The organism is Sphingomonas sp., assembly GCF_019635515.1.
Lineage (GTDB): Bacteria > Pseudomonadota > Alphaproteobacteria > Sphingomonadales > Sphingomonadaceae > Sphingomonas.
Genome location: NZ_JAHBZI010000001.1, coordinates 212,513 through 236,135 on the forward strand (window position 1 = coordinate 212,513; position 23,623 = coordinate 236,135).

The window sequence follows — 23,623 nt, forward strand, 5'->3', positions numbered from 1 at the left end:
ATAGCGTGTGTTGGCCGCTATCACACCCGCATCGGCATCAGCACATACAGCGCCGGTGAGGCGTCGTTCTCGCGGATCAGCGTCGGGGCGGCGGCGTCGGCGAGGTGGACCTCGACCATGTCGCCCTCGATCTGGGCGAGGATATCCATCAGATAGCGGCTGTTGAAGCCGATCTCGAAGCCCGCCGCGACATAATCGCCCGGCACTTCCTCGGCGGCCGCGCCATTTTCGGGGCTGGTGACCGACAGGGTCACCTTGTCGCGGTCGAGCGCCATCTTGACCGCGCGGGTCTTCTCGGTGGCGATGGTCGAGACGCGGTCGACGCCTTCCATCAGGCTCTTGGGGTCGATCTTGAGGATCTTGTCGTTGCCGGTCGGGATGACGCGGCTGTAGTCCGGGAAGGTGCCGTCGATCAGCTTCGAGGTCAGGATCGCCTGGCCCATGTCGAAGCGGATCTTCGAGCCCGACAGCGACACGCCGACCGAGCCGTCAACCTCGTCGAGCAGCTTGCGCAGTTCCGCCACGCACTTACGCGGAATGATCACGTCGGGCATGCTTTCGGCGCCGTCGGGCCGCGCGACGGTGACGCGGGCAAGGCGGTGGCCATCGGTGGCGGCGGCGCGCAGCAGCGGGGTCGCCTCGTCGGCGACGTGCAGGAAGATGCCGTTGAGGTAATAGCGCGTCTCTTCGGTCGAGATCGCGAAGCGGGTCTTGTCGATGATCTGCTTGAGCGTCTCGGCGGGCAGCTCGAACGTCGTCGGCAGCTCGCCCTCGGCGATCATCGGGAAGTCGTCGCGCGGCAGCGTCGCCAGCGTGAACTTGGCGCGCCCGGCATTGACGGTGATGCGGCCCTCGGCGGCGCTGAGCTCGACCTGCGAGCCTTCGGGCAGCTTGCGGACGATATCGAACAGCGTGTGCGCCGAGATCGTCGTCGCGCCGGGTTGATCGACCGCGGCGGGAATCGTCTCGTCGATCTGGAGATCGAGATCGGTCGCCATCAGGCGGAGCGCGCCCGAAGCCTGCGCCTCGATCAGCACGTTCGACAGGATAGGGATCGTGTTGCGCCGCTCGACCACGGACTGGACGTGGCTGAGGCCCCTCAACAGAGTTGCGCGTTCGATCGTCGCCTTCATTGATAAACCCCCGGGGCCAAACTGCCCGAATCCGGCAAAGCCGGGCCTAGATTTGGGAAATAACCTTAACGGCAAAAAGGGCCGGAGCAAGCGCCCCGACCCTTCTGTTCACAGCATATTTGCGGTGTTTTGGCTTCAGAAGCGAACGCCGAGGCCGGCGACCACCTGGTGGCGATCGACATGGATGCCCGAATTGTCGTCATACCGCGAATAACGATATTCACCCTTGGCGTAGAGCTTGCCGCCGAGCTTGACCTCGGAGCCGGCGCCGACGCGCCAGCCGCTGTAATCGTCGAACGCCGAGAAGTTCGTCGTCGGCGTGGTGTAATTCGCGCTGAGGCGGGCATTGGTGTAGCCGCCCTTGGCGTAGACCAGCGCCCGATTGCCCACGGTGAAGCCGACGCGCGCGCCGAGATACAGATCGCGGCCCGCATCGATGCTGTAGCGGTCGCCGGCAACGCGCACGTTCTGCGCGGCATGGCGCGTGGACGAGTCCATCGCCTCGCCCTCGATCCCGAACACCGCATTGCCGACCTGGAAATCATAGCCGATCGCGCCGCCATAGGTGACGCCGTCCGCCTTGGTCGTGCGGTCCTTGGCATGGTCCCAGCCGACCAGCGCTTCGACGCGAGGGCCGGTGAAGTTGGGATCGGCGTCCTGCGCGAAGGCGGGGGCCGCGAGTGCCGACGTGGCGATCAGGGTGACAGCGAAAATCTTGATATGCATGATATTTCCTTAGCGTATGCGCCCGCGCATCGCGCAGACGGGTCCAGCGCCGGAGGCGGGGCCTCCAGTCTGGCGGATCCTGGACATGAAATTCAGGGTAGCTGGCGGGCGTTGGTTGCCCGCAGGTTTTGCGCGGTTCAGGTCTTGATCATTCGGAGCCACTCCCTCACTCGTTGCGCCCCGGAAGCTCAAGTGACGGCACCAACCTGTTCGTTAACTGAACGAAACGAGGCGCAAATCGGGCATCGCCTTGCCGCTGCCATCAAGCCCGGCTGGAGCGTGGCAATCCTGTGGCGCGCGCGCAATTTATTGGACGAAGAGAAGAGGGGAGCCGGACAGGGGGGCGGCTTGGCGCCGCCCCCCTGCTGACGAAGATGTAGAAGCGGACTTTAGAAACGGACGCCGACGCCGCCGAGCACCTGGTGGCGCTTGGCGTCCACGCCTGACGAATTGTCGTCATACTTCGAATAACGATATTCGGCCTTGGCGTAGATCTTGTCGGTCAGCTTAACTTCGGCACCAGCGCCCAGGCGCCAGCCATCGGCGTTGTCCTTGCTGGTAACCGTGGTCGTGCCCGTGGTGTAGCGGGTGTTGAAGCCGGCATTGGTGTAGCCGCCCTTGGCATAGATCAGCGCCTTGTCGCCAACGGTGAAGCCAACGCGGGCGCCGACATACAGGTCGCGGCCCGCCTTCACGCGCAGCGAGTCGCCGGCGACGAGAACGCTGGTGTCGCGCGCGCGGGTCGTCGCGCCGGTCGCTTCGCCCTCGACGCCGATCACGGCGCTGCCGGCCTGGAAGTCGTAGCCGATCTGGCCGCCATAGACGACGCCGTCGCGGTGCCCGCCATTGGCGGCGCTATCCTCGACGCGGTCCCAGCCGACCACCGCTTCGGCGCGCGGGCCGGTGAACGGCGCGGCATCCTGCGCGAAGGCGGGTGCGGAGAGCGCCGACGATGCGATGAGGGCGGCTGCGATGAACTTGAAACGCATGATAAACTCCTTGGGTACTCAAATCAGCCCGCCAAACTGTGCGGGTCGAGACATAAATAGGCATGCCCGGCGCGGTGTTTCATGAACCTCAGACAACAAGGAAAGGCGTTGCTTTCCGGCCACAGGGGCTTGAAACAGCGGCGATGGATTCCAAGCCGTCAGTTCCGCACTCTCCCCCCCTCCGGCAGGGCCGCGACTTCATCGCGCGGCATGGCGAGACCGTCTTCAATTTCGCCAGAAGAATGCAGGGCCATCACCCGCATACGCCGCTGACCCGCGCCGGCTTCGCGCAGGCCGATGCGATGGGCGCCGCCCTGCGCGAGATCTTGGGCCCGAAGCCCAGACTGACGATGTGGTCGTCGAGCGCGGGCCGGGCGCTGCAGACGCTGGCGGTGATCGCCGAGCATCTCGAACTCGACTGGCATCAGGCGCATCATGACGACCGGCTGGTCGAGATCGGCATGGGGGAGTGGAGCGGGCGCTATTATGCCGATCTCGCCAGCGAGGCGAACGGTTTCCTCGATCTCGAGCACGGGCTCTACACCCGCCCGCCGCCGGGCGGCGAATGGTATGATCAGATCGCGGTGCGCGTCTCGTCCTGGCTCGCCGATACCGATGAGGATTCGGGCGACCGGCTGGTGATCATGCACGGCATGTCGTCGCGGGTGCTGCGCGGGGTGATGACCGGGATGAATGTCGCGCCCCGGTTCGATGCGCCGATCGCACCCGATCTGCCACAGGGCTCGATCGTCCGGATCGAGCGCGGTGTCGAAACCGTCGTCCATTGGGGCAGCGGCCGGGATTCGGCGCCGGCATGATCGCGCTCGCGCTCAGTCTGTTCTTCGCCCGCGACGCGCTCGGCACCTATGACGGCTGGGGCGCGTTTCGCGACGCCTCTCCCCTGCGCTGCTACGCCATCGCGAGGCCGGTCGAGAAACAGGCGCCCGGCCCCTTCGCCAGCATCGCCACCTGGCCCAGAGACGGCGTGCGCAACCAGCTTCATATCCGCCTCAGCCGCGCCCGCGCCGGCAATGCCCGCGTGACGCTGTCGATCGGCGAGCGGCGCTTCGAATTGAAGGCCGGCGCCGCCGATGCCTGGGCGCCCGATGCGCGCACCGATCAGGCGGTGGTCGCCGCGATCCGCTCGGGCCGCTCGATGAGCATCGAGACCGTCGCCGCGAATGGCGCGCCGTTCGCGGATACCTATGCGCTGAAAGGCGCGGCGACCGCGATAGACGCGGCGGCCTTGGGGTGCGCGGGGAAATAGGGAGGATCGGGGACGGCTCGGCAAGCGCCGCCCCCGGAACGCCGTTTACTGCGCCGCTGGCGCCTGTGCCGCCGCGGCATCGGTAACGCGCTTGTTGAGCGCAGGGTCGGCTGGCAGCATCTTGGCGATCTCGTTGAAGCGCTCGGCGGTAAGGCCTGTGGCGGTGATCGCCGCGACGATCTGGGCGGTCTTGGCGTCCGCGGCGATCGTCGTGTCGTTGTTGATCTTGCCTGCGGCGACCGCGGCGGTGGCGAATTGCGTGACCTCGGCATCGGTGACAGGCGCAGGCGCGGAGGGTTCGAGTGTGGCTTGCGGCGCGGTCTGGGGTGCGGTCTGCGCGACCGCGGCGGGCGCCGACATCAGGGCCGCGGCCAGCGCGATCGATGAAATGAACTGCATATCCTACTCCAACTGGGGTGCCCCCGCGCACGAATTGGGGGGCGGGGGCCGAACGCGGCAACCGTGAAGGCGTTGCGGCGTGGCATATGCGGGACGGATGCTGCGTATGGGTCCGCGCGCCGCGCTGCTGGCCATGGCTGGAAAAGCCGGGCGAAATCCACTATGTGCGCCCCATGCAGACAGAGTCGGCCGCCCTCATGCCCATCCCCGGGCACATCGATCCCGTGCCCGTTCCGCGCGCGCGCGTCGCGCGTCCCGATGGCCGCATCGACCTGCTCGGCCTGTCCAAGCTCGAACTGCGCATGGCGCTCGAGACCTCCCAGCTCGAGCCCAAACAGGCGAAATTGCGCGCCAAGCAGCTGTTTCACTGGATCTATAATCGCGGCGTCACCGATTTTTCGCTGATGACCGATATCTCGAAGACGATGCAGCCCTGGCTGGCCAATCGCTTCGTCATCTCGCGCCCCCAGGTGGTCGAGGCCCAGGTCTCGACCGACGGCACCCGCAAATGGCTGCTGCGCTCTCCCGACGGGCAGGATTACGAGATGGTCTTCATCCCCGATGCGGACCGCGGCACGCTCTGCGTCTCGTCACAGGTCGGCTGCACGCTCAACTGCCGCTTCTGCCACACCGGAACGATGCGGCTGGTGCGCAATCTCGATCCGTCCGAGATCGTCGGTCAGGTCATGCTCGCGCGCGACGCGCTCGGTGAATGGCCGAGCCAGCCCGAGGGGCGCATGCTGACCAATATCGTCATGATGGGGATGGGCGAGCCGCTCTATAATTTCGATAACGTCCGCGATGCGCTGAAATTGGTGATGGACGGCGACGGCCTCGCGCTGTCGAAGCGCCGCATCACCCTCAGCACTTCGGGCGTGGTGCCGATGATGGCGCGGGCGGGCGAGGAGATCGGCGTCAATCTCGCGGTGTCGCTGCATGCGATCACCAAGGAGGTCCGCGACGAGATCGTGCCCCTCAATCGCAAATACGGGATCGAGGAGCTGCTCCAGGCCTGTGCCGAGTATCCCGGCGCCAACAATGCCCGCCGCATCACCTTCGAATATGTGATGCTCAAGGACAAGAACGACAGCGATGCCGATGCCCGCGAGCTGGTCCGCCTGCTCAAGCAGTATGATCTGCCGGCAAAGGTCAATCTGATCCCGTTCAACCCTTGGCCCGGCGCGCCCTATGAATGCTCGACGCCGGAGCGGATCCGGGCGTTTTCGAACATCATCTTCGAAGCCGGCATCTCGGCGCCCACGCGCACCCCGCGCGGCCGCGACATCGACGCGGCATGCGGCCAGCTCAAGACCGCCGCCGAGAAGAAGTCGCGCGCCGAGCTCGACCGGCAGGCCGAAGAGAAACTCGCGGCACTGGGCTAGGCCACCGGCCGTCACCCCTGATTTGCTTCGGGAGGCGCCCCTCCACCCGCGACGCTGTCGCCTGTTGCACGATGGATGCTGAAACAAGTTCAGCATGGCGGTAGGGGGAAGTGTGATCGACTTTTCTTCTACCTTGCTCGCTTTCGCCGCCGGCACCCTTGGCGGCGTTATGAACGCCCTCGCCGGCGGTGGTACCTTTGCCACGCTCCCCGCGCTGATCGCGCTCGGCTTGCCTTCGAACGTCGCCAACGCCACCTCGAACGTCGCGCTGCTGCCCGGTGCCGGCGCCAGCGCGCTTGAATATCGCGACGAGCTCGCGCCCGTCGGCGGCATGTCGATCAAGACGCTCGCCGTGATCACCTTCGCCGGGGGGCTTGCCGGCAGCGTTCTCCTCGCGGTCACGCCGACCCGCGCCTTCGACCTGATCATCCCGTGGCTGCTGCTGTTCGCCTTCGCGGTCATGGTCTTCGGCAAGAGCGCGTCGGATTGGCTGCACGCCCGCGTCACCATCGGCCGCCCCACGCTGATCGCGGCGCAGAGCCTGCTTGGCATCTATGGCGGCTATTTCGGCGGTGGCGTCGGGCTGATCACCACCGCGGTCTATGGCCTGCTCGCCGGCGCGCATCCGCGCTCGCTGTTCGCGATCCGCACGCTGATGCTGGCGGTCGCCAACCTCGCCGCCGCGTTCGTGTTCATCGCCACCGGGCTGGTCCGCTGGTGGGCGTGCCTGCCGATGCTGGCTGGGGCGATCATTGGCGGGTGGCTCGGCGCGCGAGTGGGCAAGAAGCTGCCCCATGGCCTCGTCCGTGCCTGGACGCTGATCGTCACCGGCGTCACCACGCTCGTCTTCTTCGTGCGCGCCTACGGATAATGGAGTAGGTCGGCGCCATGCAGGTCTATCGCCACCGGCTGATCACGCGCATCTGGCACTGGCTCAACGCGCTCGCCGTGTTCGTGATGATCGGCTCGGGCCTGATGATCTTCAACGCCCATCCCCGGCTCTACTGGGGGCATTATGGCGCGAATTACGATCATGCTTGGCTGGAGCTGCCGCGCTGGCCGGGTTGGATGACGATCCCCTCGCACTACAGCCTCGCCGGCGCTCGCCACTGGCACCTGTTCTTCGCGCTGGTGCTCGCGTTCGGCCTGCTGGTCTATCTGATCTGGAGCCTGATCAATCGCCACATCCAGCGCGACCTGCGCATCCGCGCCGACGAGCTGACGCCCGCGCATCTGCTCGAAGACGCCCGGGCGCATCTCCAACTGCGCTTCCACGATCCCGCGAATCCGCGCGCCTATAATATCTTCCAGAAGATCAGCTATGCCGGCGTGCTGTTCGTGCTGCTGCCGCTGCTGATCCTGACCGGCCTCGCCATGTCGCCGGGGATGTGGCCATGGCTGATCGATCTGTTCGGCGGGCGGCAATCGGCGCGCTCGGTCCATTTCATCGCGATGGTGGCGATGAGCGGCTTCATCGTCGTCCATCTGGCGCTGGTGTTCCTCGCCGGGGCCATCAACGAGGTCCGCTCGATGATCACCGGCTGGTGGAAGGCGCCGGAGGAATGATCGTCACCCGTCGCAAGGTCATCCTCGGCACCGGCGCGGTGATGCTCGCCGGCTGCGATTCGTTCACGGACAATCCGGTGCTGCTCGGCGCGGACGACGCCCATCGCTTCCTCCAGCGTTCGGTCACCGGCCGCGCCGCTCTCGCCCGGGAATATCGCGCCGATCAGCGCAGCCCGTTGTTCCGCACCAACGGCAACCGTAATCCCGACACGCCCGAATATAATGCGCTCGCCGCCAATCGCTTTGCCGATTGGCGGTTGCGGGTGGACGGTCTCGTCCAGCGCCCGCTCAGTCTCAGCCTGGCCCAGCTCCAGTCGCTCCCCCAGCGCGCGCAGATCACCCGCCACGATTGCGTCGAGGGCTGGAGCGCGATCGGCAAATGGCAGGGCCCGCGGCTGGAGACGATCCTCGGGCTGGCCGGCCTGCGCGACGCCGCCCGCTATATCGTCTTCCACTGCGCCGACCGCTTCGGCTCCTCGCCCTATTACGAGTCGATCGATCTGGTCGACGCCTTCCATCCCCAGACCATTCTCGCCTGGGCGATGAACGACCGCTACCTCGAGATCGGCCACGGTGCCCCGCTGCGCCTCCGCGTCGAGCGCCAGCTCGGCTACAAGCACGCCAAATATGTCATGCGGATCGAAGCGGTCGCTTCGCTGGCCGGGATCGGCAGCGGCAAGGGCGGGTTCTGGGAAGATTCGAACGCCTATGAATGGTATGCCGGTATTTGAGGGGCATACCGACCTGATACATTGTCAGGACATGTCAGGTGTCTAGGAGGGTAGCCGGGGGGCTGTTTGACGGGACGGCCTATGCTGTTGATCGACAAGTTTTTCACACGGGCGGTGCGCCGCGGGCAATTGCGGGTGGTCTATGCCGATGGCCGTATCGGCGACTATGGCGCGCCCGATCCCGATCTTGCTCCCGTCGCGATGCGCCTCGAAAAGGGCGCCGCCGCCGCGATCCTCCGCGATCCGGCGCTCGGCGCGGCCGAGAGCTTCATGGATGGCCGCCTGGTGCTCGAGCAGGGCGACATCCTCGCGCTGCTCGACCTGATCACCACCAACAACCGGTGGGAACAGAACGCCTCGGTACTCAATCCGCGGCCGCTGCGCCGTCTTGCCGGCGCGATCGCCCATCGCATCGGCCGGATCAACATGGCGGCCCGCGCCAAGCGCAATGTCGCGCATCATTACGATCTTTCCGGCGAGCTCTACGCGCTCTTCCTCGATTCCGACCTCCAGTACAGCTGCGCCTATTTCACCGATCCCGCCAACAGCCTCGAACAGGCGCAGGCCGACAAGAAGGCGCACATCGCCGCCAAGCTGGATCTGCGCCCCGGCATGCGGGTGCTCGACATCGGCTGCGGCTGGGGCGGCATGGCGCTGTACCTGCACCAAAAGACTGGCGCCGAAGTGCTGGGAATCACGCTTTCCGAAGAGCAGCTCAAGGTCGCGCGCCGCCGGGCCGAGGCGGCGGGCGCGGCCGGCCAGGTCCGTTTCGAGCTGATCGATTACCGCCACCTGACCGGCCAGTTCGACCGCATCGTCTCGGTCGGCATGTTCGAGCATGTCGGCGTCCATTATTTCCGAACCTTCTTCGCCAAGGTCCGTGAGCTGCTTACGCCTGAAGGCGTCGCGCTGATCCACACGATCGGGCGCGCGGGCGGGCCGGGCGTCACCGATGCCTTCACCCAGAAATACATCTTCCCCGGCGGCTATATCCCCGCTCTGTTGGAAATCGCGCGCGGCTATGAGGGGCAGCGCATGTTCATGACCGATGTCGAGGTGCTGCGCCTCCATTACGCGCTGACGCTCGAGCACTGGTACCGGCGCACGGTCGCCGCGAAGGACGATATCGTCGCGCTCTATGACGAGCGCTTCTATCGCATGTGGTGCTTCTATCTCGCCGGCTGCATCGTCAGCTTCCGCAACGGCGGGCTGGTCAATTACCAGCTGCAATTCTCGCGCGCCCGCGATGCCCTGCCGCTGACCCGCGACTATATCGGCGAGGCCGAAGCCAGATTGCGCGGCGAGACGGCGCCCGCGCGGAATTTCGCATGACCGTCAGCAGGCGTTGCACTGGTCGATCGTGGTTTCGAACGAGCGCCGGGTGATCTCCGCGAGCACATCCGCGTCCACATCGGCCAGCTTCTTGATATAGAGACACGCCTTGGAGCGTTTGTGCGTGCCCAGCCGCGCCAGCATCGCCTCATATTCGGGAAAGCCGCCGACATAGAGCACCAGCTCCGCCTTGCGGGGTGAGAAGCCCACCCGGCACATGTCGCCCTCATGCCCGCTGGCATATCGATAGTGATAGCTGCCGAAGCCGATGATGGTCGGCCCCCACATCGTCGCGGGCTCACCCGTCACCCGCTCCATCATCGCGCGCACCGCCTTGCCGTCCGCGCGCCGCTGTGGATGCTCAACCGCTTCGAGGAAATCGTCGACGCTGACCTCGTTGGCCTTCGTCTTGATCTCAGCCATCGCAATCGTTCCAATAATCCTTGTTGGTCGTGCACTGGCGGATGCCCTTGATCGAATCGACAAGGCAGGTCGTCTTCATCGGGCAGGATTTCCATACGCGCGGATGATATTCGGGGGGTGCGTTGGCGCGCTTGAACGCCGCGACCACCTGCGGGCGCATCGTGCTGATCTGCTCCTTGATCTTGGCGTCGCCATCGCGGATTGCGGTGTCGAACCAGTAGAGCACCTCGTCCTCGCGGGTCTTGGCGTCCTTCATCTGGAGCAGCGCGCTGGCGGCGAGCACTGCGCCCACCACCTCGCCCTGCGAATCGAGATTGCGCGCAAGGCGATAGGCGAGGGCGTGATCGGTTTTGATGCCGTCGCCGTCATTGGCCATATAGGCGGCAAGATAGGTGGCATAGGTATGCCCGCGCTCGGCGGCGCGGCGGAAATAGTCGAACGCCTTGGGCTTGTCCTTCTTCACCCCCAGCGAGCCGTCATAATAATAATTGCCGGCCAGGAAGAGCGCGTCGACATGCCCCGCCGCCGCCGCTTTTTCGAGCAGGGGCAGGGCGCTGGCGTAATCGGGTTTGCCCATGGCGGTGCCGTTTATGTAGAGCAAAGCCTCGAAATATTGGGCGTGGGCATAGCCCTTATTGGCTGAATCAACGAGCAGTGACCATGCCTGCGGACCCGTCAGCTTGGTAGTCTTGCCCTGAAAAACCGCATTGGCGACCTCGAAATAGGCGACCGGATCGCCATTGTCGCCATAGGTCGCGGCGAAGGACAGCGCATCCTCGGTCTCGATCGTCCGGTCGGTGGCGCGGGCAGCGAGCGCGGCGCTTGGCTCGGGACAGGGCTGCTTGGCCTTGGCGGCGTTTTCGTAGCTTTCGGCCCAGGCCTGGTCCTCATTCGAGATGCCCTTGCCGGACTTGGCCTGGGCGAAGACCAGGTCATAGGCCCCATGGCAATTGGAGCGGTGGAAATGCGAGGTGCCGATTTCCGGCATCGATCCGTTTCGCTGATAGGCCGTCGCGGTCCCCGCTGCCGCGATCCATACGCACGCAAACAACAAGCCGCCGATCCGCATCGCCTGTCTCCTCTTCGATATTGCGAAGTTGTGCATTTGCCGCGCCGGGCGTCAAGCGTTCGGGTTGCACGCAGGGGCCATGGACCCTAGAGCGCGCCGGTTCCCAGAATCCCGGAGTCGTTTCATGTCCGATCAGATCAACCGCGTCGTCCTTGCCTATTCGGGCGGCCTGGACACCAGCGTGATCCTGAAATGGCTCCAGCAGACCTATAATTGCGAGGTGGTGACCTTCACCGCCGATCTCGGCCAGGGCGAGGAGCTCGAGCCGGCGCGCAGGAAGGCCGAGATGGCCGGCGTCAAGCCCGAGCACATCTTCATCGACGATCTGAAGGAAGAGTTCGTCAAAGACTTCGTCTTCCCGATGATGCGCGCCAATGCGCTCTATGAGGGCCTCTATCTGCTCGGCACCTCGATCGCCCGGCCGCTGATCGCCAAGCGCCAGATCGAGATCGCGAAGCTGGTGAACGCCGACGCCGTCAGCCACGGCGCGACCGGCAAGGGCAATGATCAGGTCCGCTTCGAGCTCGGCTATTATGCACTCAACCCGGACATCAAGGTCATCGCCCCGTGGCGCGAATGGGATTTGACCTCGCGCACCCGCCTGATCGAGTTCGCCGAGGCGCACCAGATCCCGGTCGCCAAGGACAAGCGCGGCGAAGCGCCCTTCTCGACCGATGCCAACCTTCTCCACACCTCGTCCGAGGGCAAGGTGCTCGAGGATCCGTGGGACGAGGTTCCCGATTACGTCTATTCGCGCACCGTCAATCCCGAGGACGCGCCGGACCAGCCCGAGACGATCACGATCGATTTCGAGCGTGGCGACGGCGTCGCGCTGAACGGTCAGGCGCTGTCGCCGGCCAATCTGCTGGCGGCGCTCAACGAGTTGGGCCGCAAGCACGGCATCGGCCGCCTCGATCTGGTCGAGAACCGCTTCGTCGGAATGAAGTCGCGCGGCATGTATGAGACGCCGGGCGGCACCATCTATCATCTCGCCCATCGCGGCATAGAGCAGATCACCCTCGACCGTGGCGCCGCGCACCTCAAGGACGAGCTCGCGCCGCGCTATGCCGAACTTATCTATAACGGCTTCTGGTTCGCCCCCGAGCGCGAGATGCTGCAGGCAGCGATCGACCATAGCCAGGAAAAGGTCACCGGCACCGTCCGCCTCAAGCTCTACAAGGGCAGCGTCATCGTCACCGGGCGCAAGTCGCCCTACACGCTATACAGCGAGAAGGTCGTCACCTTCGAGGACGATCAGGGCGCCTATGACCAGCGCGACGCGGCGGGATTCATCAAGCTCAACGCGTTGCGCCTGCGGCTGCTCGGCCGCCGCGAGGGCTAGGTTTGCGCGCCTGCGAAAGCAGTAGCCCAGAGCCCCAACCAAAGCGACCGGTAACCCTGGGCTCCTGCTTTCGCAGGAGCGCGGGAACGCACCCGAACAGCCAATATCCGCGCAGCGCGCATTCTCCGCCGCGTTAACCCTCCGTTATCCTTCCTTCTTCATTTCCGGTTCCGTGAATATATCCCGGGGAACCACCAGAATGGCCGCTTCCAGTAACGCCGTTGACGTCGCGATCATCGGCGCGGGCCCGGCCGGGCTGACTGCGGCGTATCTGCTTACGAAAGCGGGCTATTCTGTCACGGTGATCGAGAAGGATCCCGTCTATGTCGGCGGCATCAGCCGCACCGTCGAGCATCAAGGTTTCCGCTTCGATATCGGCGGGCACCGCTTCTTCTCGAAATCGAAGGAAGTGGTCGATCTCTGGAACGAGATCCTTCCGCATGATTTCATCGAGCGCCCGCGGATGAGCCGCATCTTCTATGGCGGCAAATTCTACAGCTACCCGCTGCGCGCGTTCGAGGCCCTGTTCAATCTGGGGCTCTGGACCTCGACGCTTTGCATGCTGAGCTATGCCAAGGCCAAGCTCTTCCCCAAGAAGGACGTGAAAAGCTTCGAGGATTGGGTGGTCAACCAGTTCGGCCACAAGCTCTATTCGATCTTCTTCAAGACCTATACGGAGAAGGTCTGGGGCATGCCATGCGACGAGATGTCGGCGGATTGGGCGGCGCAGCGGATCAAGGGGCTGAGCCTCGGCAAGGCCGTGATCGACGGGCTCAAGCGCTCGCTGCACCTCAACACCAGGCCCAATGACGGCATGGAAACCAAGACGCTGCTGGAAAGCTTCCGCTATCCGCGCAAGGGCCCCGGCATGATGTGGGAAGCCGCGCGCGACCGGGTGGTCGAAGGCGGCAACCGCGTGCTGATGGACCACGCCCTCAAGGCTATGCGCTTCGACGACATCACCCAGCGCTGGAACGTTCAGGCCAGTCATGGCGGCGACATCGTCACGATCAACGCCGCGCACGTCATCTCCTCGGCGCCGATGCGCGAGCTGGCGGGGCGCATCCAGCCGCTGCCCGCTACCATCCCGGCGGCGATGGACCTGCATTACCGCGACTTCCTGACGGTGGCGCTGATGATCCGCTCGGAAGACCTGTTTCCCGACAATTGGATCTACATCCACGAACAGGGCGTGAAGGTCGGCCGGGTCCAGAATTTCCGCAGCTGGTCGCCCGAAATGGTGCCCGATGCGGAGCTCGCCTGTGTCGGCCTCGAATATTTCTGCTTCGAAGGCGATGGCCTGTGGAACAGCAGCGACGCCGATCTGATCGCGCTCGCCACCAGCGAACTCCACAAGCTCGGCCTCGCCGATCCCGCCACCGTCGTCGGCGGCGCGGTGGTGCGCCAGGAAAAGGCTTACCCCGTCTATGACGAGGGCTATCGCGACAATGTCGATACGCTGCGCGAGGAACTGGAAGCGCGCTACCCGACGCTGCACATGGTCGGCCGCAACGGCATGCATCGCTACAACAATCAGGATCATGCGATGATGACCGCGATGCTGACGGTCAAGAACATCGAGCTGGGCGCGCGCGTCTACGATATCTGGAACGTCAATGAAGACGCCGAATACCACGAGAGCGGCACCGAGGGCGAACAGGCGGCGCTGGCTTCCGAGCGCCTCGTTCCGGAGAAACTGAGGGCGGCATGACCGCAGCCTCGGCTATTATCTTGTGCTCCTGCGAAAGCAGGAGCCCAGAGCCACAAACGGCGATGCCCATTACCCTGGACCCCTGCTTTCGCAGGGGAACGGACGCGTGAGCACAATGCCCTCCCAACGCCTCGTCCCCACCGTCCTGATCGGCTGGGGTGTCGCCGCGCTGGTCCTGACGCTCGTCTCGCTGCCCCAGATCGCCCATCTCTGGTTCCCCGATCCGGACGACGCGATGCGCCTCAACGAGGTCCGCGACTGGCTCGGCGGGCAAAGCTGGTGGGACGTCAGCCAGCACCGGCTATGGGGCGGCGCCTTCGAGATGCACTGGTCGCGGCTGGTCGATATCCCGCTCGCATTCGTAATCGCGATCTTCACGCCCTTGGTCGGCCCGTGGTGGGCGGATCGCATCGCGCTCACCGGCGTGCCGCTCGTCACCCTTCTGATCGTCATCGCGCTCGGCGCCGAGCTCACCCGCCGCGTCGCCGGGATCGAGCGCGCGAAGATGGCCGTGCTCCTCGCGCCGCTGTCGGTGCCGCTGATCTATCAGCTCCGCCCGATGCGGATCGATCATCATGGCTGGCAGATCGCCCTGGCGCTCGCCGCCGTCGTGGCCTTGCTCGGCAAGCCCAACGCCAGATCCGGCGCGCTGATCGGCCTGTCGCTCGCCGCCCTGCTCACCATCTCGCTCGAAGGGTTGCCGATAACTGTCGCCATCCTCGGCGTGATGCTGCTCGCCTGGGTGTTCGATGATGCCCGCCGCGAGCAGGCGGCCGCCGCGCTGGCAACCCTCGTCATCGGCGTCGTCGCGCTGCATGTCGCAACGCGCGGTCCGGCGATCATGGCGCCCGCCTGCGACGCCATCGCTCCCGTCTGGATCGCAGCCCTTGCGGTCGGCGCGCTCGGCGCCTGCGCGGCGATGTTCGTGCCGCGCGCCAGCGTGCCCGCGCGTCTCGCCATGCTCGCCATGGCCGGCGCCGCCGCGCTGGCGGTGATCGTCACCAAGGCGCCGCTGTGCACCAAGGGACCGTTCGCGACGCTCGATCCGCTCTCGTACAATTTCTGGTACCGCAACGTCTCCGAAGGGCTGCCGCTCTGGGATCAGGTGCTGCCCTGGGCGCTGATGACGATCGGCTTTCCCATCGCCGGCCTTGTCGGCGGCGTCCTCGCCTGGCGCGAAGCGCAGGGCGAGGACCGTGCCCGCTTGATGATGATCCTCGCGCTGGCCGCGCTCTCCTTCGCGCTGTCGATCCTGATCATCCGCACCGGCGCCACCGCCAACGCGCTCGCGCTGCCTGGCGGCGCCTGGCTGCTTCACAATCTGCTGACCCGCGCCCGCGCGATTACATCTCCGCTCAAGCGCACCCTCGCCACCGCCGGCGCGCTGATCGCCGCGACTCCCGGCCTTGCCGCCAGCGCGCTGTTCGGCTTGCAGGGCGACACGCAGGCGACCACGCCCGTTGCCGCCACTGTACCGCTCTGCGACCAGGGTCACGAAATCGCCGACCTCAAGGCGCTGCCCGCCGCGACGCTCTTCGCGCCGCTCGATATCAGCCCGGCGCTGCTCGCCTGGACTCCGCACAAGGCGATCGGCAGCGGCTATCACCGCAACGCCCAATCGATCCACCGCGTCCTCGCCACCTTCCTCGGCACGCCCGAAGCCGCCCAGGTATCGGTCCTCGCCAGCAACGCCGATTATGTCGTCGGCTGTCCCGGTTCCAACGAAACCGAGATCTACAAATCCGCCGCGCCGAACGGCTTCTGGGCCCGCCTCGAACGCGGCGAGCGCTTCGGCTGGCTCCAGCCCGTCGCCATTCCGGGCTCGCCCGTCCTGATCTGGAAAGTGATCCGCTAATCCTCCGCTTGCAGGCGTGGCGGAAGCGCGCTTAGAAGCCGGTGATGGACAAAGGCGAAGCGCTGCAATGGTGGCAGACACGATGGTTCGTGGCGCTTTGCACATTGCTCGCGATCGTGCCGCTGCTCTGGCCCGAGATTCCGCCGCTCGTCGATCTGCCCGGCCATATGGGGCGCTACCGCGTCCAGCTCGTCTACGATCAGTTTCCGCACCTCCAGCAATGGTATAATTTCCAGTGGAGCCTGATGGGCAATCTGGGCGTCGATCTGCTCATCATCCCGCTGTCGAAGATCTTCGGGCTCGAGTTCGCGGTGAAGCTGATCGTCATCTCGATACCGGCGATGACGGTGGCCGGGCTCTTGTGGATCGCCCGCGAAGTGCATGGTCGCATTCCCGCCACGGCATTGTTCGCGCTGCCGCTGGCCTATGCCTTTCCCTTCCATTTCGGCTTCGTCAATTTCGCTTTGTCGATGGCGCTGGCGCTGCTCGCATTCGGCTGGTGGCTGCGGCTGGCGCGGCAGGGCAGGCTGGTGTTCCGCGCGATCGTGTTCGTGCCGGTCTCGTGCCTGATCTGGGTGGCGCACACCTTTGGCTGGGGCGTGCTCGGCGTGCTCGCTTTCTCCGCCGAGATGATCCGCCAGCACGATCTGCGCCCGCCGTCGGACAAGCCGTGGCACCGCGATCTCGTCGATGCCTGGGTCAAGCCGGCTTTCTGGGCAGGCGTGCACTGCATTTCGATGGCGCTGCCGGCGCTGCTGATGGTGGCATGGCGCAGCGGCGCGCATGTCGGCGGCCAGACCGCGGACATGTTCAACTGGCGCGCCAAGATCCTGTGGGTGGTGCAGGTGTTCCGCGACCGCTGGCAGCTGTTCGACATCGCCTCGGTCGGCGTGCTGTTCCTGCTGCTGTTCAAGGCGGTCCGCGATCCGAACATCCAATATTCGCGCAATCTCGGCCTTTCCGCCGGTTTCCTGCTCGCAGTCTATATTCTCCTGCCGAGGATCGTCTTCGGCTCGGCCTATGCCGATATGCGGCTGGTGCCGTTCATGCTCGCGATCGCGATCATCGCGATCCGGCCCAAGCCTGGCCTGTCGATGCGCGGCGCCGCCACCGTGGCGATTCTCGGCATGGCATTCTTCACCGTCCGCATCGCCGCGACGACCTGGAGCTTCGCGCTCTACGATCGCAGCTATGACCGCGAGCTGAAGGCGCTCGACCATCTGCCCCAGGGGGCACGGCTGGTCAGTTTCGTCGGCGAGACCTGTTACAATGAGTGGCGGATGACGCGGCTCCAGCACATCCCCGGCCTGGCCCTCGAGCGCAAGCTTGCCTATACCAACGATCAATGGTCGATGGCCGGCGGGCAACTGCTCACCGTGCGCTATCAGAGCAATACCCCGCGCGGCGATATCCGCCGCCGTTTCGTCCACGACCCCTCGCAGATCGTCACCGACGTCCAGTGCCCGCGCGAATATTGGCGCCCGATCGCGTTCATGCTCGCCAAGCTGCCGCGCGACGCATTCGACTATATCTGGATCATCCGCCCGCCGGCCTATGACCGGCGGCTCGAACAGGGCCTGATCCCTCTGTGGCGCGAGGGCAGCAGCGCTCTGTTCAAGATCGATCACAGCGTCGATCCCGCCCAGCCGAGCGCGCGGGATCTGCCCCGGCCCAAGCCGCTTTCGGCGACGCCGGAGGACGAAGTCCGCAACTCGATGTCGCCCGACGAATAGGGCGCCTAGCCGCGCTTGAACGGCATCAATTCGCCGAGGAATTCCTGCTCCTGTTCGACCGCGGCGCGTTCGCGGACGAGGAAGTCGCTGACCGCGCGGCGAAAGCCGGAATCGGGGATGTAGTGCGCCGACCAGGTCGTCACCGGCGCATAGCCGCGCGCCAGCTTGTGCTCCCCCTGGGCGCCCGCCTCGACCCGTGCAAGTCCGCGCGCGATCGCCGCGTCGATCGCCTGATAATAGCAAAGCTCGAAATGGAGGAAGGGCACGTCCTCACGGCACCCCCAGTAGCGGCCATAGAGCGCATTGGCCCCGATCAGATTGAGCGCGCCCGCGATCGGCACCCCACCGCGCTCGGCGAAGATCAGCAGCACCTTGTCGGCCATCTCCGCGCCCAGCAGCGAGAAGAACTCGCGGGTCAGATAGGGCCGCCCCCATTTGCGGCTGCCGGTATCCTGATAGAAATCCCAGAACGCGTCCCAATGCGCTTCGCCGATCTCGCCGCCGCTCAGGTGTCGGACGGTCAGCCCGTCCAGCGCCGCCGCGCGTTCCTTGCGGATCGCCTTGCGCTTGCGGCTCGATAACGCCACCAGGAAGTCCTCGAAGCTGGCATAGCCGGCATTTTGCCAGTGAAACTGCGTCCCCGCGCGCACCAGCCATCCCGCCGCCTCGAACCAGTGCAACTGGTTCTCGTCGAGGAAGGTTATGTGCGCCGAGGACAATCCGTTCTGTTCGGTCACCGCCTCGATCGCCCCGATCAGCGCTGGCGCCAGCGCTTCGTCGCGCATCAGCAGCCGCGGCCCCGGCACCGGCGTGAACGGCACCGCCACCTGCAGCTTCGGATAATATTGCCCGCCCGCCTGTTGCCACGCATCGGCCCAGCCATGATCGAAGACATACTCGCCCTGGCTATGGCTCTTGGCATAGGCGGGCGCGATCGCGGCGGGCGCGCCATCGGCGCCGTCGATCACGATCGGCAACGCCTGCCACCCGGCGCGCGGCGAGACCGATCCCGAACGCTCGAGGATCGAGAGGAAGGCGTGGCTGACGAACGGATTGCCGAAGCCCGCGCACGCATCCCATTCGGCGGCGGGAAGCGGGGTCACGCCTTGGGCGATGCGGGCGGTAATCGGGGCGGGAGGCACAAAGCCTAACTAGGGATGATGGTCGTCGGTCCGCAATGGCGGAGGTGATCGTTGACGGCCGTTTGTACAGAGAGCAGTTTGAAATTGTGGAGAAGGATCGAACCAGCCTCGATAGCCGAACTCGGCTGGCAGCAGCCATCGCCCTCTGTTGTATAACGCTGGTGAGCGTGAAAGCGCAGGCGGTCGATCCCGCAACCGAGAGAAGCAATGCCTTCGAGCAACTGCTGCACGCAGCCAAGGACCGCCCATTTTATACCTTGGACTGGCATCAGCTCAGATTGGCGATTGTCGACGATCAATCGGCGGCCCGATTGAAGCACGCATTGTCACGCTCCGGGCGTTCGACGTCCGACGTGCAGGAACAGAGCTTGTGGGTCGATGCGGCGGCGGGGCATCACCAAGCCGCTCTCGCATTTTATGATGCCAACGCCGCAAGCAATCCGAATGACAAGACGCTCCTCAACGCCGCATGTTGGGCACGTGCGGCTCACGGGATCGATCTTGAGCACGTGATGACGGTCTGCGATGCGGCAGTGGCGGCGGATCGGCAGAGCCACACCTTGGTTCATCGCGGAAAGGCGGCGTTGCAACTGGGGCTTTTTCAGAATGCATTGACCGATTTCGATGCGGCTCTCGCCGACGAGGCGTTTATGCCGCACCCGATGCGGGCTGATGCCGTTTTCGGTCGCGGCGTAGCGCGTGTTCGTCTTGGTGATGTCGGCGGCCGAGTAGACATTGGCACCGCCACCCGAATGAGCAAACGCGTCGCGACGGATTTCGCTGATATCGGGATCGTGCCCTAGCCGACCCGCCTGTAAACCGCCTGGTCCTACATCGCCTGTTTCTGCTTAGCTCCCGACTCGCTCCTTGAACCGCCGGGATGCGCATCCCTGCCCGCGTAACAATCTTGCGTGTATAGGAAGCGAAGTTTCACGATTCGCATGAAAAGTGTGAAGCTAAGCCTGCTTATGGTCAGTGCGACGGTCAGGGGAATTCGTGGCGCCTGGCTTCATCTGCACCTCACGTTGCGCCACCGGAATCGTGATCCCCGCATCCTTGAACATAAGCCACAGCCGGTTGAGCACATCGCTGCGAACATTGCCGACCCCGCCTTCGGGGTCGCTGATCCAGCACAATATCTCATGCTCGACGCCGTTCACCCCGAATGCCGACAAACGCACCGTCGGCTTGGGACTGGTCAGCGCGCGAGGGCTGTCGACCACGGCCTTGAGCATCAGCTCTTGCGCCTTGGCCAGATCGCAATCGTACGAGACCGTGACGGGTATCCGCACCCGGACGTTGCGGTCGGTATAGGACCAGTTCTCCACCTCCTGCGTCATCAGCAGCTCGTTGGGGATCAGATGCTCCTTGCCGTCGCGGGTGATCACGCTGACCGCGCGCACGCCGATCTTGTTAACCCAGCCGAAGCTGTCGCCGACCACGATCACGTCGCCCGGTTTGATCGAGCGGTCCATCAGCAGGATGATGCCCGCGATCAGATTGCCGATGGTCTTTTGCAGGCCGAAGCCGATCGCGAGGCCGAACGCGCCGGAGAACACCGCGAAGGCGGTCAGGTCGATCTCGAGAAGGTCGACGCCGATGAAGAACGCCATCACAACCGCGGCAATGCCGGCGAGCTTCTGGAAGAGCAGCTTCTGCGTCGCGTCAAAGCCGCGGGCGCTGGAGATCGAATGCGCCAGCATCCTGTTGACCAGCCGCACGCCGGCGAAGAGCAGCAGCACGGTGACGCCGAAGGTCAGCGCCGAGAGCAAGGTGAAACGCCGCGCGCCGACCTGCACGCCGACCCGGTCGAGCGTCGTCTCGACCACCGAGAAACCGCCGATCGCGTGGCTGAGGATCGCGGTGAAGGCGAGCGACGCAAGCGTCCATGCCGCCCAGCGCGGCATGTTGAGCCCGCGCAGCACCGCGACGACGAGCATCGCCGCCGCCGCGCCGCAGGCGATGCCGAGGCCAAGATCGGCAAGCGGGTGCCACGGCCACGCCGCGAGGATCACCGCGAGCAGCAGTGCCGCGACGCTGTGGCGGACGATGCCGGCGGTGCGTGGGCCGAGGCCTTCGCCGATCCCGCCGGTGCGCCTGGCCAGCAATTCGGTGATGCGCGTGCCGAGGTGCCGCCCGGCCAGCCAGCCGGTCGCCAGCGCGGCAACCGCCAGCGCGGCGGCGACGCCGGCCTCGCTCAGTTCGACGGGGGCGGGCAGGCCATAGCCCGCGAGCCAAGCCTGGATCCGCTCCATCAGCCGCGTGCCATGGCGAAGCGGGCGAGCCCGGCTTCGAGATCGGCAATCAGGTCGTTGGGATCCTCGAGGCCGATCTGGAGGCGCACCACCGGCCCCTCGGCCCGCCATTTGGTGACGGTGCGGATGTTCTGCGGATCGGCGGGAATGGCGAGGCTCTCATAGCCGCCCCAGCTATAGCCGATTCCGAAATGTTCGAGCCCGTTGATCAGCGCGGCGCGCGCGGCCTCGCCGCCGCCGTTGAGTACGACCGAGAACAGCCCCGATGCGCCCTTGAAGTCGCGCACGAAGAATTCGTGGCCCGGACAATCGGGCAGCGCCGGATGCAGCACGCGGGCGATTTCGGGCCGCTTGTCGAGCCATTCCGCGACCTTCAGCGCCGAACGGCCATGCTGCTCCAGCCGCACTCCCATCGTCCTGAGCCCGCGCGCGCCGAGCCAGGCGTCGTCGGGACTGGCCATCTGCCCGAGCTGATAGGTCGCGTTGCGCAGCGCGTCATACTTGCCCTGGGCCGCGGTGACCGATCCGAGCATCACGTCCGAATGGCCGACGACATATTTGGTGCAGGCGAGCATCGAATAATCGACGCCCATCGCGATCGCCGGAAACAGCAAGGGCGTCGCCCAGGTATTGTCGAGGATTGTGGCGATACCGCGCGCCTTGGCGACCGCGACGATCGCCGGAATGTCCTGCACCTCGAAGGTCAGGCTGCCCGGGCTTTCAAGCAGGATGACCTTGGTGTTGTCCTGGCAAAGACCCGCGATCCCCGCGCCGATCAGCGGATCGTAGAAGGTCGTCGCGACCCCCATCCGCTTGAGCATGCCGTTGGCGAAACTGCGGGTCGGATCATAGGCGCTGTCCGGGACCAGCAGATGGTCTCCCGGCGACAGCAGGGCGAGCAGCACCGACGAGAGCGCCGCGACGCCGGACGGGTAGAGCAAGGTCGCCTCGGCGCCCGGCTCCAGTTCGGTCAACGCTTCGGCCAGCGACCATTGCGTCGGCGTGCCGCGCCGGCCGTAAAACAGGGTGTGATGGGTGTCGGGCTTGTTGTTGGCGCGCAGCGCCGCGACATCGTCATAGAGCATCGTCGAGGCGCGCCATACCGGGGGATTGACGATTCCCCGTGTCCATTCCTTGCGGCGGCCGGCGGTGACGATCCTGGTCGCCGGTTTCTTGTCGTCGCTCATGGTCTCATCTTCATGCTGGGCCCAATGCCTTGGCGGTTTCGGGCCGCGAGCCCCATTCGGTCCAGCTGCCGTCGTACAACGCCGCCTCTACGTCGAGCAGATGCGCGCCAAAGGCGAGGATCGCGGCGGTGATGCCCGATCCGCAGGTCGTGACGAGCGGCTGGGCAAGGTCGATCCCGCTCTCTTCGAACACGCCGCGGATATGCTCGGGCCGCTTCCATGTCCCGTCGGCATTGAAGAAGCGCGGATAGGGAATGTTCTTCGATCCCGGGATGTGCCCCGCCGCGACGTCGCCGCGCGGATCGGCTTCCTCGCCGGTGAAGCGTGCCGCCGAGCGGGCGTCGGCGATCTGCTCGGTCGTGACTTTCATCTGATCGAGCGTGCGCGCCTGCGATCTGGGCGCGCGCGGCTCGAAACTGCCGGGCTCGGCGCGGTGCGTGCCGCTTTCCAACGCACGGCCTTCGGCTTTCCACTTCGCCATCCCGCCATCGAGCAGCGCCGCATCGACTCCGGCCAGGCGCAGCACCCACCAGGCGCGGCACGCGGTATGGTGCGGGCTGTTGTCGTAGAGGACGATCTGGGTCTCGGTATCCGCGCCCAGTTCGCGCAGCCGCTCGGCGATCCTTGCGACGCTCGGCATGGTCGAGGGCAGAGGGCTGGTCTCGTCGATCAGGCTGTCGAGATCGAGGAAGCGCGCCCCGGCAATATGTTCGGCCTCGAATTCGGCGCGCGGATCGCGTGGCGCAGAGCCCGGGATCGTCGAGGTGTAGGTCGCATCGAGCACCAGCGCATGCGGCGCCTTCGCCAGCCAATCGGTCGTTACCAGTCCGTCCATCGCCGCTGACCCTAGTGGGATGCAAAGCGCGGGGCAAATCGCTACATGGGCGGCCATGGACGCCAAGCATCTCGGAAAGACCTCGACTCTCCCCGCCACGCCGGAGGAAGCCGAACTCGATTACGTGCCCAATCCACGCAAGGGCACGCGCTATCTGATCCGCTTCGCCGCGCCCGAGTTCACCTCGCTCTGTCCGATCACCGGCCAGCCCGACTTCGCGCATCTGGTGATCGATTATGTGCCGGGCGAGACGATCGTCGAGTCCAAGTCGCTCAAGCTGTTCCTCGGCAGCTTCCGCAATCACGGCGCCTTTCATGAGGATTGTACCGTCGGCATCGGACAGCGCCTGTTCGACGAGATGAAGCCTGAATGGTTGCGGATCGGCGGTTATTGGTATCCGCGCGGTGGCATTCCGATCGACGTTTTCTGGCAATCGGGCGAGCCGCCGGCAGGCGTCTGGGTGCCGGCGCAGGACGTGCCAGGCTATCGCGGGCGCGGCTGAACGGCACATTTACACCGGTCTGCCGCGAGTCATTGATGTTGCAA

At 65.4% G+C, this 23,623-nt stretch carries 23 protein-coding genes; 13 read left to right on the forward strand and 10 right to left on the reverse strand.

Features of this window, described 5'->3' with window-relative positions; all coding sequences use genetic code 11:
- Positions 1-20: 20 nt before the first annotated feature.
- From dnaN to KF730_RS01155, 3 genes are all read right to left on the reverse strand, one after another.
- Entirely contained in the window at positions 21-1,133 is a 1,113-nt protein-coding gene (gene dnaN / locus KF730_RS01145; protein WP_294091671.1) for a DNA polymerase III subunit beta, read from the reverse strand.
- 135 nt (positions 1,134-1,268) lie between these two features.
- Positions 1,269-1,859: a porin family protein gene (locus KF730_RS01150; RefSeq protein WP_294091672.1), complete on the reverse strand. Its 591-nt coding sequence runs from the start codon at positions 1,857-1,859 to the stop codon at positions 1,269-1,271.
- 389 nt (positions 1,860-2,248) lie between these two features.
- The gene (locus KF730_RS01155) at positions 2,249-2,848 is read right to left on the reverse strand and encodes an outer membrane beta-barrel protein (RefSeq protein WP_294091674.1); all 600 of its coding nucleotides are present in this window, start codon (positions 2,846-2,848) and stop codon (positions 2,249-2,251) included.
- 143 nt (positions 2,849-2,991) lie between these two features.
- On the opposite strand from KF730_RS01155, the gene KF730_RS01160 reads away from it, so the two are divergent.
- Positions 2,992-3,666, forward strand: coding sequence for a histidine phosphatase family protein (locus tag KF730_RS01160; RefSeq protein ID WP_294091675.1), 675 nt, complete (start codon positions 2,992-2,994; stop codon positions 3,664-3,666).
- On the forward strand, positions 3,663-4,115 hold the full coding sequence (locus tag KF730_RS01165; protein WP_294091676.1) for an invasion associated locus B family protein: 453 nt from the start codon (positions 3,663-3,665) through the stop codon (positions 4,113-4,115). The genes KF730_RS01160 and KF730_RS01165 overlap by 4 nt, the downstream gene beginning before the upstream one ends.
- Before the next feature lie 45 nt (positions 4,116-4,160).
- On the opposite strand, the gene KF730_RS01170 is transcribed toward KF730_RS01165, so the two are convergent.
- Positions 4,161-4,514 (reverse strand): DUF4168 domain-containing protein, encoded by a 354-nt coding sequence (locus KF730_RS01170; RefSeq protein WP_294091677.1) that lies wholly within the window; start codon positions 4,512-4,514, stop codon positions 4,161-4,163.
- 173 nt (positions 4,515-4,687) lie between these two features.
- On the opposite strand from KF730_RS01170, the gene rlmN reads away from it, so the two are divergent.
- The 5 genes from rlmN to KF730_RS01195 all read left to right on the forward strand — a co-directional run bounded on the left by rlmN (position 4,688) and on the right by KF730_RS01195 (position 9,525).
- Positions 4,688-5,896 (forward strand): 23S rRNA (adenine(2503)-C(2))-methyltransferase RlmN, encoded by a 1,209-nt coding sequence (rlmN, locus tag KF730_RS01175; protein WP_294091678.1) that lies wholly within the window; start codon positions 4,688-4,690, stop codon positions 5,894-5,896.
- A 94-nt stretch (positions 5,897-5,990) separates the two neighbouring features.
- Positions 5,991-6,767: a sulfite exporter TauE/SafE family protein gene (locus tag KF730_RS01180; protein ID WP_294091679.1), complete on the forward strand. Its 777-nt coding sequence runs from the start codon at positions 5,991-5,993 to the stop codon at positions 6,765-6,767.
- A 17-nt stretch (positions 6,768-6,784) separates the two neighbouring features.
- Positions 6,785-7,462: a cytochrome b/b6 domain-containing protein gene (locus tag KF730_RS01185; RefSeq protein WP_294091680.1), complete on the forward strand. Its 678-nt coding sequence runs from the start codon at positions 6,785-6,787 to the stop codon at positions 7,460-7,462.
- Complete coding sequence (locus KF730_RS01190; RefSeq protein ID WP_294091681.1) at positions 7,459-8,193, forward strand: molybdopterin-dependent oxidoreductase; 735 nt, start codon at positions 7,459-7,461, stop codon at positions 8,191-8,193. Before KF730_RS01185 ends, KF730_RS01190 begins: the two co-directional genes overlap by 4 nt.
- A gap of 81 nt (positions 8,194-8,274) precedes the next feature.
- A complete protein-coding gene (locus KF730_RS01195; RefSeq protein WP_294091682.1) occupies positions 8,275-9,525 on the forward strand; it encodes a cyclopropane-fatty-acyl-phospholipid synthase family protein in 1,251 nt (416 codons plus the stop codon).
- Positions 9,526-9,528: 3 nt separating this feature from the next.
- Here the strand turns inward: KF730_RS01195 and KF730_RS01200 are convergent, their stop codons facing one another.
- Complete coding sequence (locus KF730_RS01200; protein ID WP_294091683.1) at positions 9,529-9,948, reverse strand: DUF1801 domain-containing protein; 420 nt, start codon at positions 9,946-9,948, stop codon at positions 9,529-9,531.
- The gene (locus tag KF730_RS01205; RefSeq protein WP_294091684.1) at positions 9,941-11,017 is read right to left on the reverse strand and encodes a tetratricopeptide repeat protein; all 1,077 of its coding nucleotides are present in this window, start codon (positions 11,015-11,017) and stop codon (positions 9,941-9,943) included. Before KF730_RS01205 ends, KF730_RS01200 begins: the two co-directional genes overlap by 8 nt.
- Before the next feature lie 124 nt (positions 11,018-11,141).
- On the opposite strand from KF730_RS01205, the gene KF730_RS01210 reads away from it, so the two are divergent.
- The 4 genes from KF730_RS01210 to KF730_RS01225 all read left to right on the forward strand — a co-directional run bounded on the left by KF730_RS01210 (position 11,142) and on the right by KF730_RS01225 (position 17,658).
- Positions 11,142-12,359, forward strand: coding sequence for an argininosuccinate synthase (locus KF730_RS01210; protein ID WP_294091685.1), 1,218 nt, complete (start codon positions 11,142-11,144; stop codon positions 12,357-12,359).
- Between the two features lie 199 nt (positions 12,360-12,558).
- Complete coding sequence (locus tag KF730_RS01215) at positions 12,559-14,070, forward strand: NAD(P)/FAD-dependent oxidoreductase (protein ID WP_294091686.1); 1,512 nt, start codon at positions 12,559-12,561, stop codon at positions 14,068-14,070.
- A 106-nt stretch (positions 14,071-14,176) separates the two neighbouring features.
- Positions 14,177-15,925 carry a hypothetical protein gene (locus KF730_RS01220; protein WP_294091687.1) on the forward strand — a complete coding sequence of 583 codons (1,749 nt, stop codon included), beginning with the start codon at positions 14,177-14,179 and terminating at the stop codon, positions 15,923-15,925.
- A gap of 44 nt (positions 15,926-15,969) precedes the next feature.
- Positions 15,970-17,658, forward strand: coding sequence for a hypothetical protein (locus KF730_RS01225; protein WP_294091688.1), 1,689 nt, complete (start codon positions 15,970-15,972; stop codon positions 17,656-17,658).
- Between the two features lie 5 nt (positions 17,659-17,663).
- Here KF730_RS01225 and KF730_RS01230 read toward each other — a convergent pair whose 3' ends face one another.
- Positions 17,664-18,800 carry a GNAT family N-acetyltransferase gene (locus KF730_RS01230; protein ID WP_294091689.1) on the reverse strand — a complete coding sequence of 379 codons (1,137 nt, stop codon included), beginning with the start codon at positions 18,798-18,800 and terminating at the stop codon, positions 17,664-17,666.
- Positions 18,801-18,835: 35 nt separating this feature from the next.
- Here KF730_RS01230 and KF730_RS01235 point away from each other — a divergent pair, with 35 nt between their 5' ends.
- Entirely contained in the window at positions 18,836-19,603 is a 768-nt protein-coding gene (locus KF730_RS01235) for a hypothetical protein (RefSeq protein ID WP_294091690.1), read from the forward strand.
- Positions 19,604-19,756: 153 nt separating this feature from the next.
- Here KF730_RS01235 and KF730_RS01240 read toward each other — a convergent pair whose 3' ends face one another.
- The 3 genes from KF730_RS01240 to KF730_RS01250 are packed head-to-tail and all read right to left on the reverse strand — an operon-like array spanning position 19,757 to position 23,077.
- Positions 19,757-21,055 (reverse strand): mechanosensitive ion channel domain-containing protein, encoded by a 1,299-nt coding sequence (locus KF730_RS01240; RefSeq protein ID WP_294091691.1) that lies wholly within the window; start codon positions 21,053-21,055, stop codon positions 19,757-19,759.
- The gene (gene metC / locus KF730_RS01245) at positions 21,055-22,242 is read right to left on the reverse strand and encodes a cystathionine beta-lyase (RefSeq protein ID WP_294091692.1); all 1,188 of its coding nucleotides are present in this window, start codon (positions 22,240-22,242) and stop codon (positions 21,055-21,057) included. Before metC ends, KF730_RS01240 begins: the two co-directional genes overlap by 1 nt.
- 10 nt (positions 22,243-22,252) lie before the next feature.
- A complete protein-coding gene (locus tag KF730_RS01250) occupies positions 22,253-23,077 on the reverse strand; it encodes a sulfurtransferase (RefSeq protein ID WP_294091693.1) in 825 nt (274 codons plus the stop codon).
- Between the two features lie 55 nt (positions 23,078-23,132).
- Here KF730_RS01250 and queF point away from each other — a divergent pair, with 55 nt between their 5' ends.
- Positions 23,133-23,579, forward strand: coding sequence for a preQ(1) synthase (gene queF / locus KF730_RS01255; RefSeq protein WP_294091694.1), 447 nt, complete (start codon positions 23,133-23,135; stop codon positions 23,577-23,579).
- Positions 23,580-23,623: the final 44 nt, after the last annotated feature.

Coding starts and splice junctions, on each gene's coding strand:
- KF730_RS01205 (WP_294091684.1), bottom strand. CDS start 11,017: ATGCGGATCGGCGGCTTGTTGTTTGCGTGCGTATGGATCGCGGCAGCG.
- rlmN (WP_294091678.1), top strand. CDS start 4,688: ATGCAGACAGAGTCGGCCGCCCTCATGCCCATCCCCGGGCACATCGAT.
- KF730_RS01235 (WP_294091690.1), top strand. CDS start 18,836: ATGGCGGAGGTGATCGTTGACGGCCGTTTGTACAGAGAGCAGTTTGAA.
- dnaN (WP_294091671.1), bottom strand. CDS start 1,133: ATGAAGGCGACGATCGAACGCGCAACTCTGTTGAGGGGCCTCAGCCAC.
- KF730_RS01170 (WP_294091677.1), bottom strand. CDS start 4,514: ATGCAGTTCATTTCATCGATCGCGCTGGCCGCGGCCCTGATGTCGGCG.
- KF730_RS01185 (WP_294091680.1), top strand. CDS start 6,785: ATGCAGGTCTATCGCCACCGGCTGATCACGCGCATCTGGCACTGGCTC.
- KF730_RS01160 (WP_294091675.1), top strand. CDS start 2,992: ATGGATTCCAAGCCGTCAGTTCCGCACTCTCCCCCCCTCCGGCAGGGC.
- metC (WP_294091692.1), bottom strand. CDS start 22,242: ATGAGCGACGACAAGAAACCGGCGACCAGGATCGTCACCGCCGGCCGC.
- KF730_RS01225 (WP_294091688.1), top strand. CDS start 15,970: ATGGACAAAGGCGAAGCGCTGCAATGGTGGCAGACACGATGGTTCGTG.
- KF730_RS01165 (WP_294091676.1), top strand. CDS start 3,663: ATGATCGCGCTCGCGCTCAGTCTGTTCTTCGCCCGCGACGCGCTCGGC.
- KF730_RS01210 (WP_294091685.1), top strand. CDS start 11,142: ATGTCCGATCAGATCAACCGCGTCGTCCTTGCCTATTCGGGCGGCCTG.
- KF730_RS01200 (WP_294091683.1), bottom strand. CDS start 9,948: ATGGCTGAGATCAAGACGAAGGCCAACGAGGTCAGCGTCGACGATTTC.
- KF730_RS01250 (WP_294091693.1), bottom strand. CDS start 23,077: ATGGACGGACTGGTAACGACCGATTGGCTGGCGAAGGCGCCGCATGCG.
- KF730_RS01215 (WP_294091686.1), top strand. CDS start 12,559: ATGGCCGCTTCCAGTAACGCCGTTGACGTCGCGATCATCGGCGCGGGC.
- KF730_RS01180 (WP_294091679.1), top strand. CDS start 5,991: ATGGCGGTAGGGGGAAGTGTGATCGACTTTTCTTCTACCTTGCTCGCT.
- KF730_RS01240 (WP_294091691.1), bottom strand. CDS start 21,055: ATGGAGCGGATCCAGGCTTGGCTCGCGGGCTATGGCCTGCCCGCCCCC.
- KF730_RS01150 (WP_294091672.1), bottom strand. CDS start 1,859: ATGCATATCAAGATTTTCGCTGTCACCCTGATCGCCACGTCGGCACTC.
- KF730_RS01155 (WP_294091674.1), bottom strand. CDS start 2,848: ATGCGTTTCAAGTTCATCGCAGCCGCCCTCATCGCATCGTCGGCGCTC.
- KF730_RS01190 (WP_294091681.1), top strand. CDS start 7,459: ATGATCGTCACCCGTCGCAAGGTCATCCTCGGCACCGGCGCGGTGATG.
- KF730_RS01195 (WP_294091682.1), top strand. CDS start 8,275: ATGCTGTTGATCGACAAGTTTTTCACACGGGCGGTGCGCCGCGGGCAA.
- queF (WP_294091694.1), top strand. CDS start 23,133: ATGGACGCCAAGCATCTCGGAAAGACCTCGACTCTCCCCGCCACGCCG.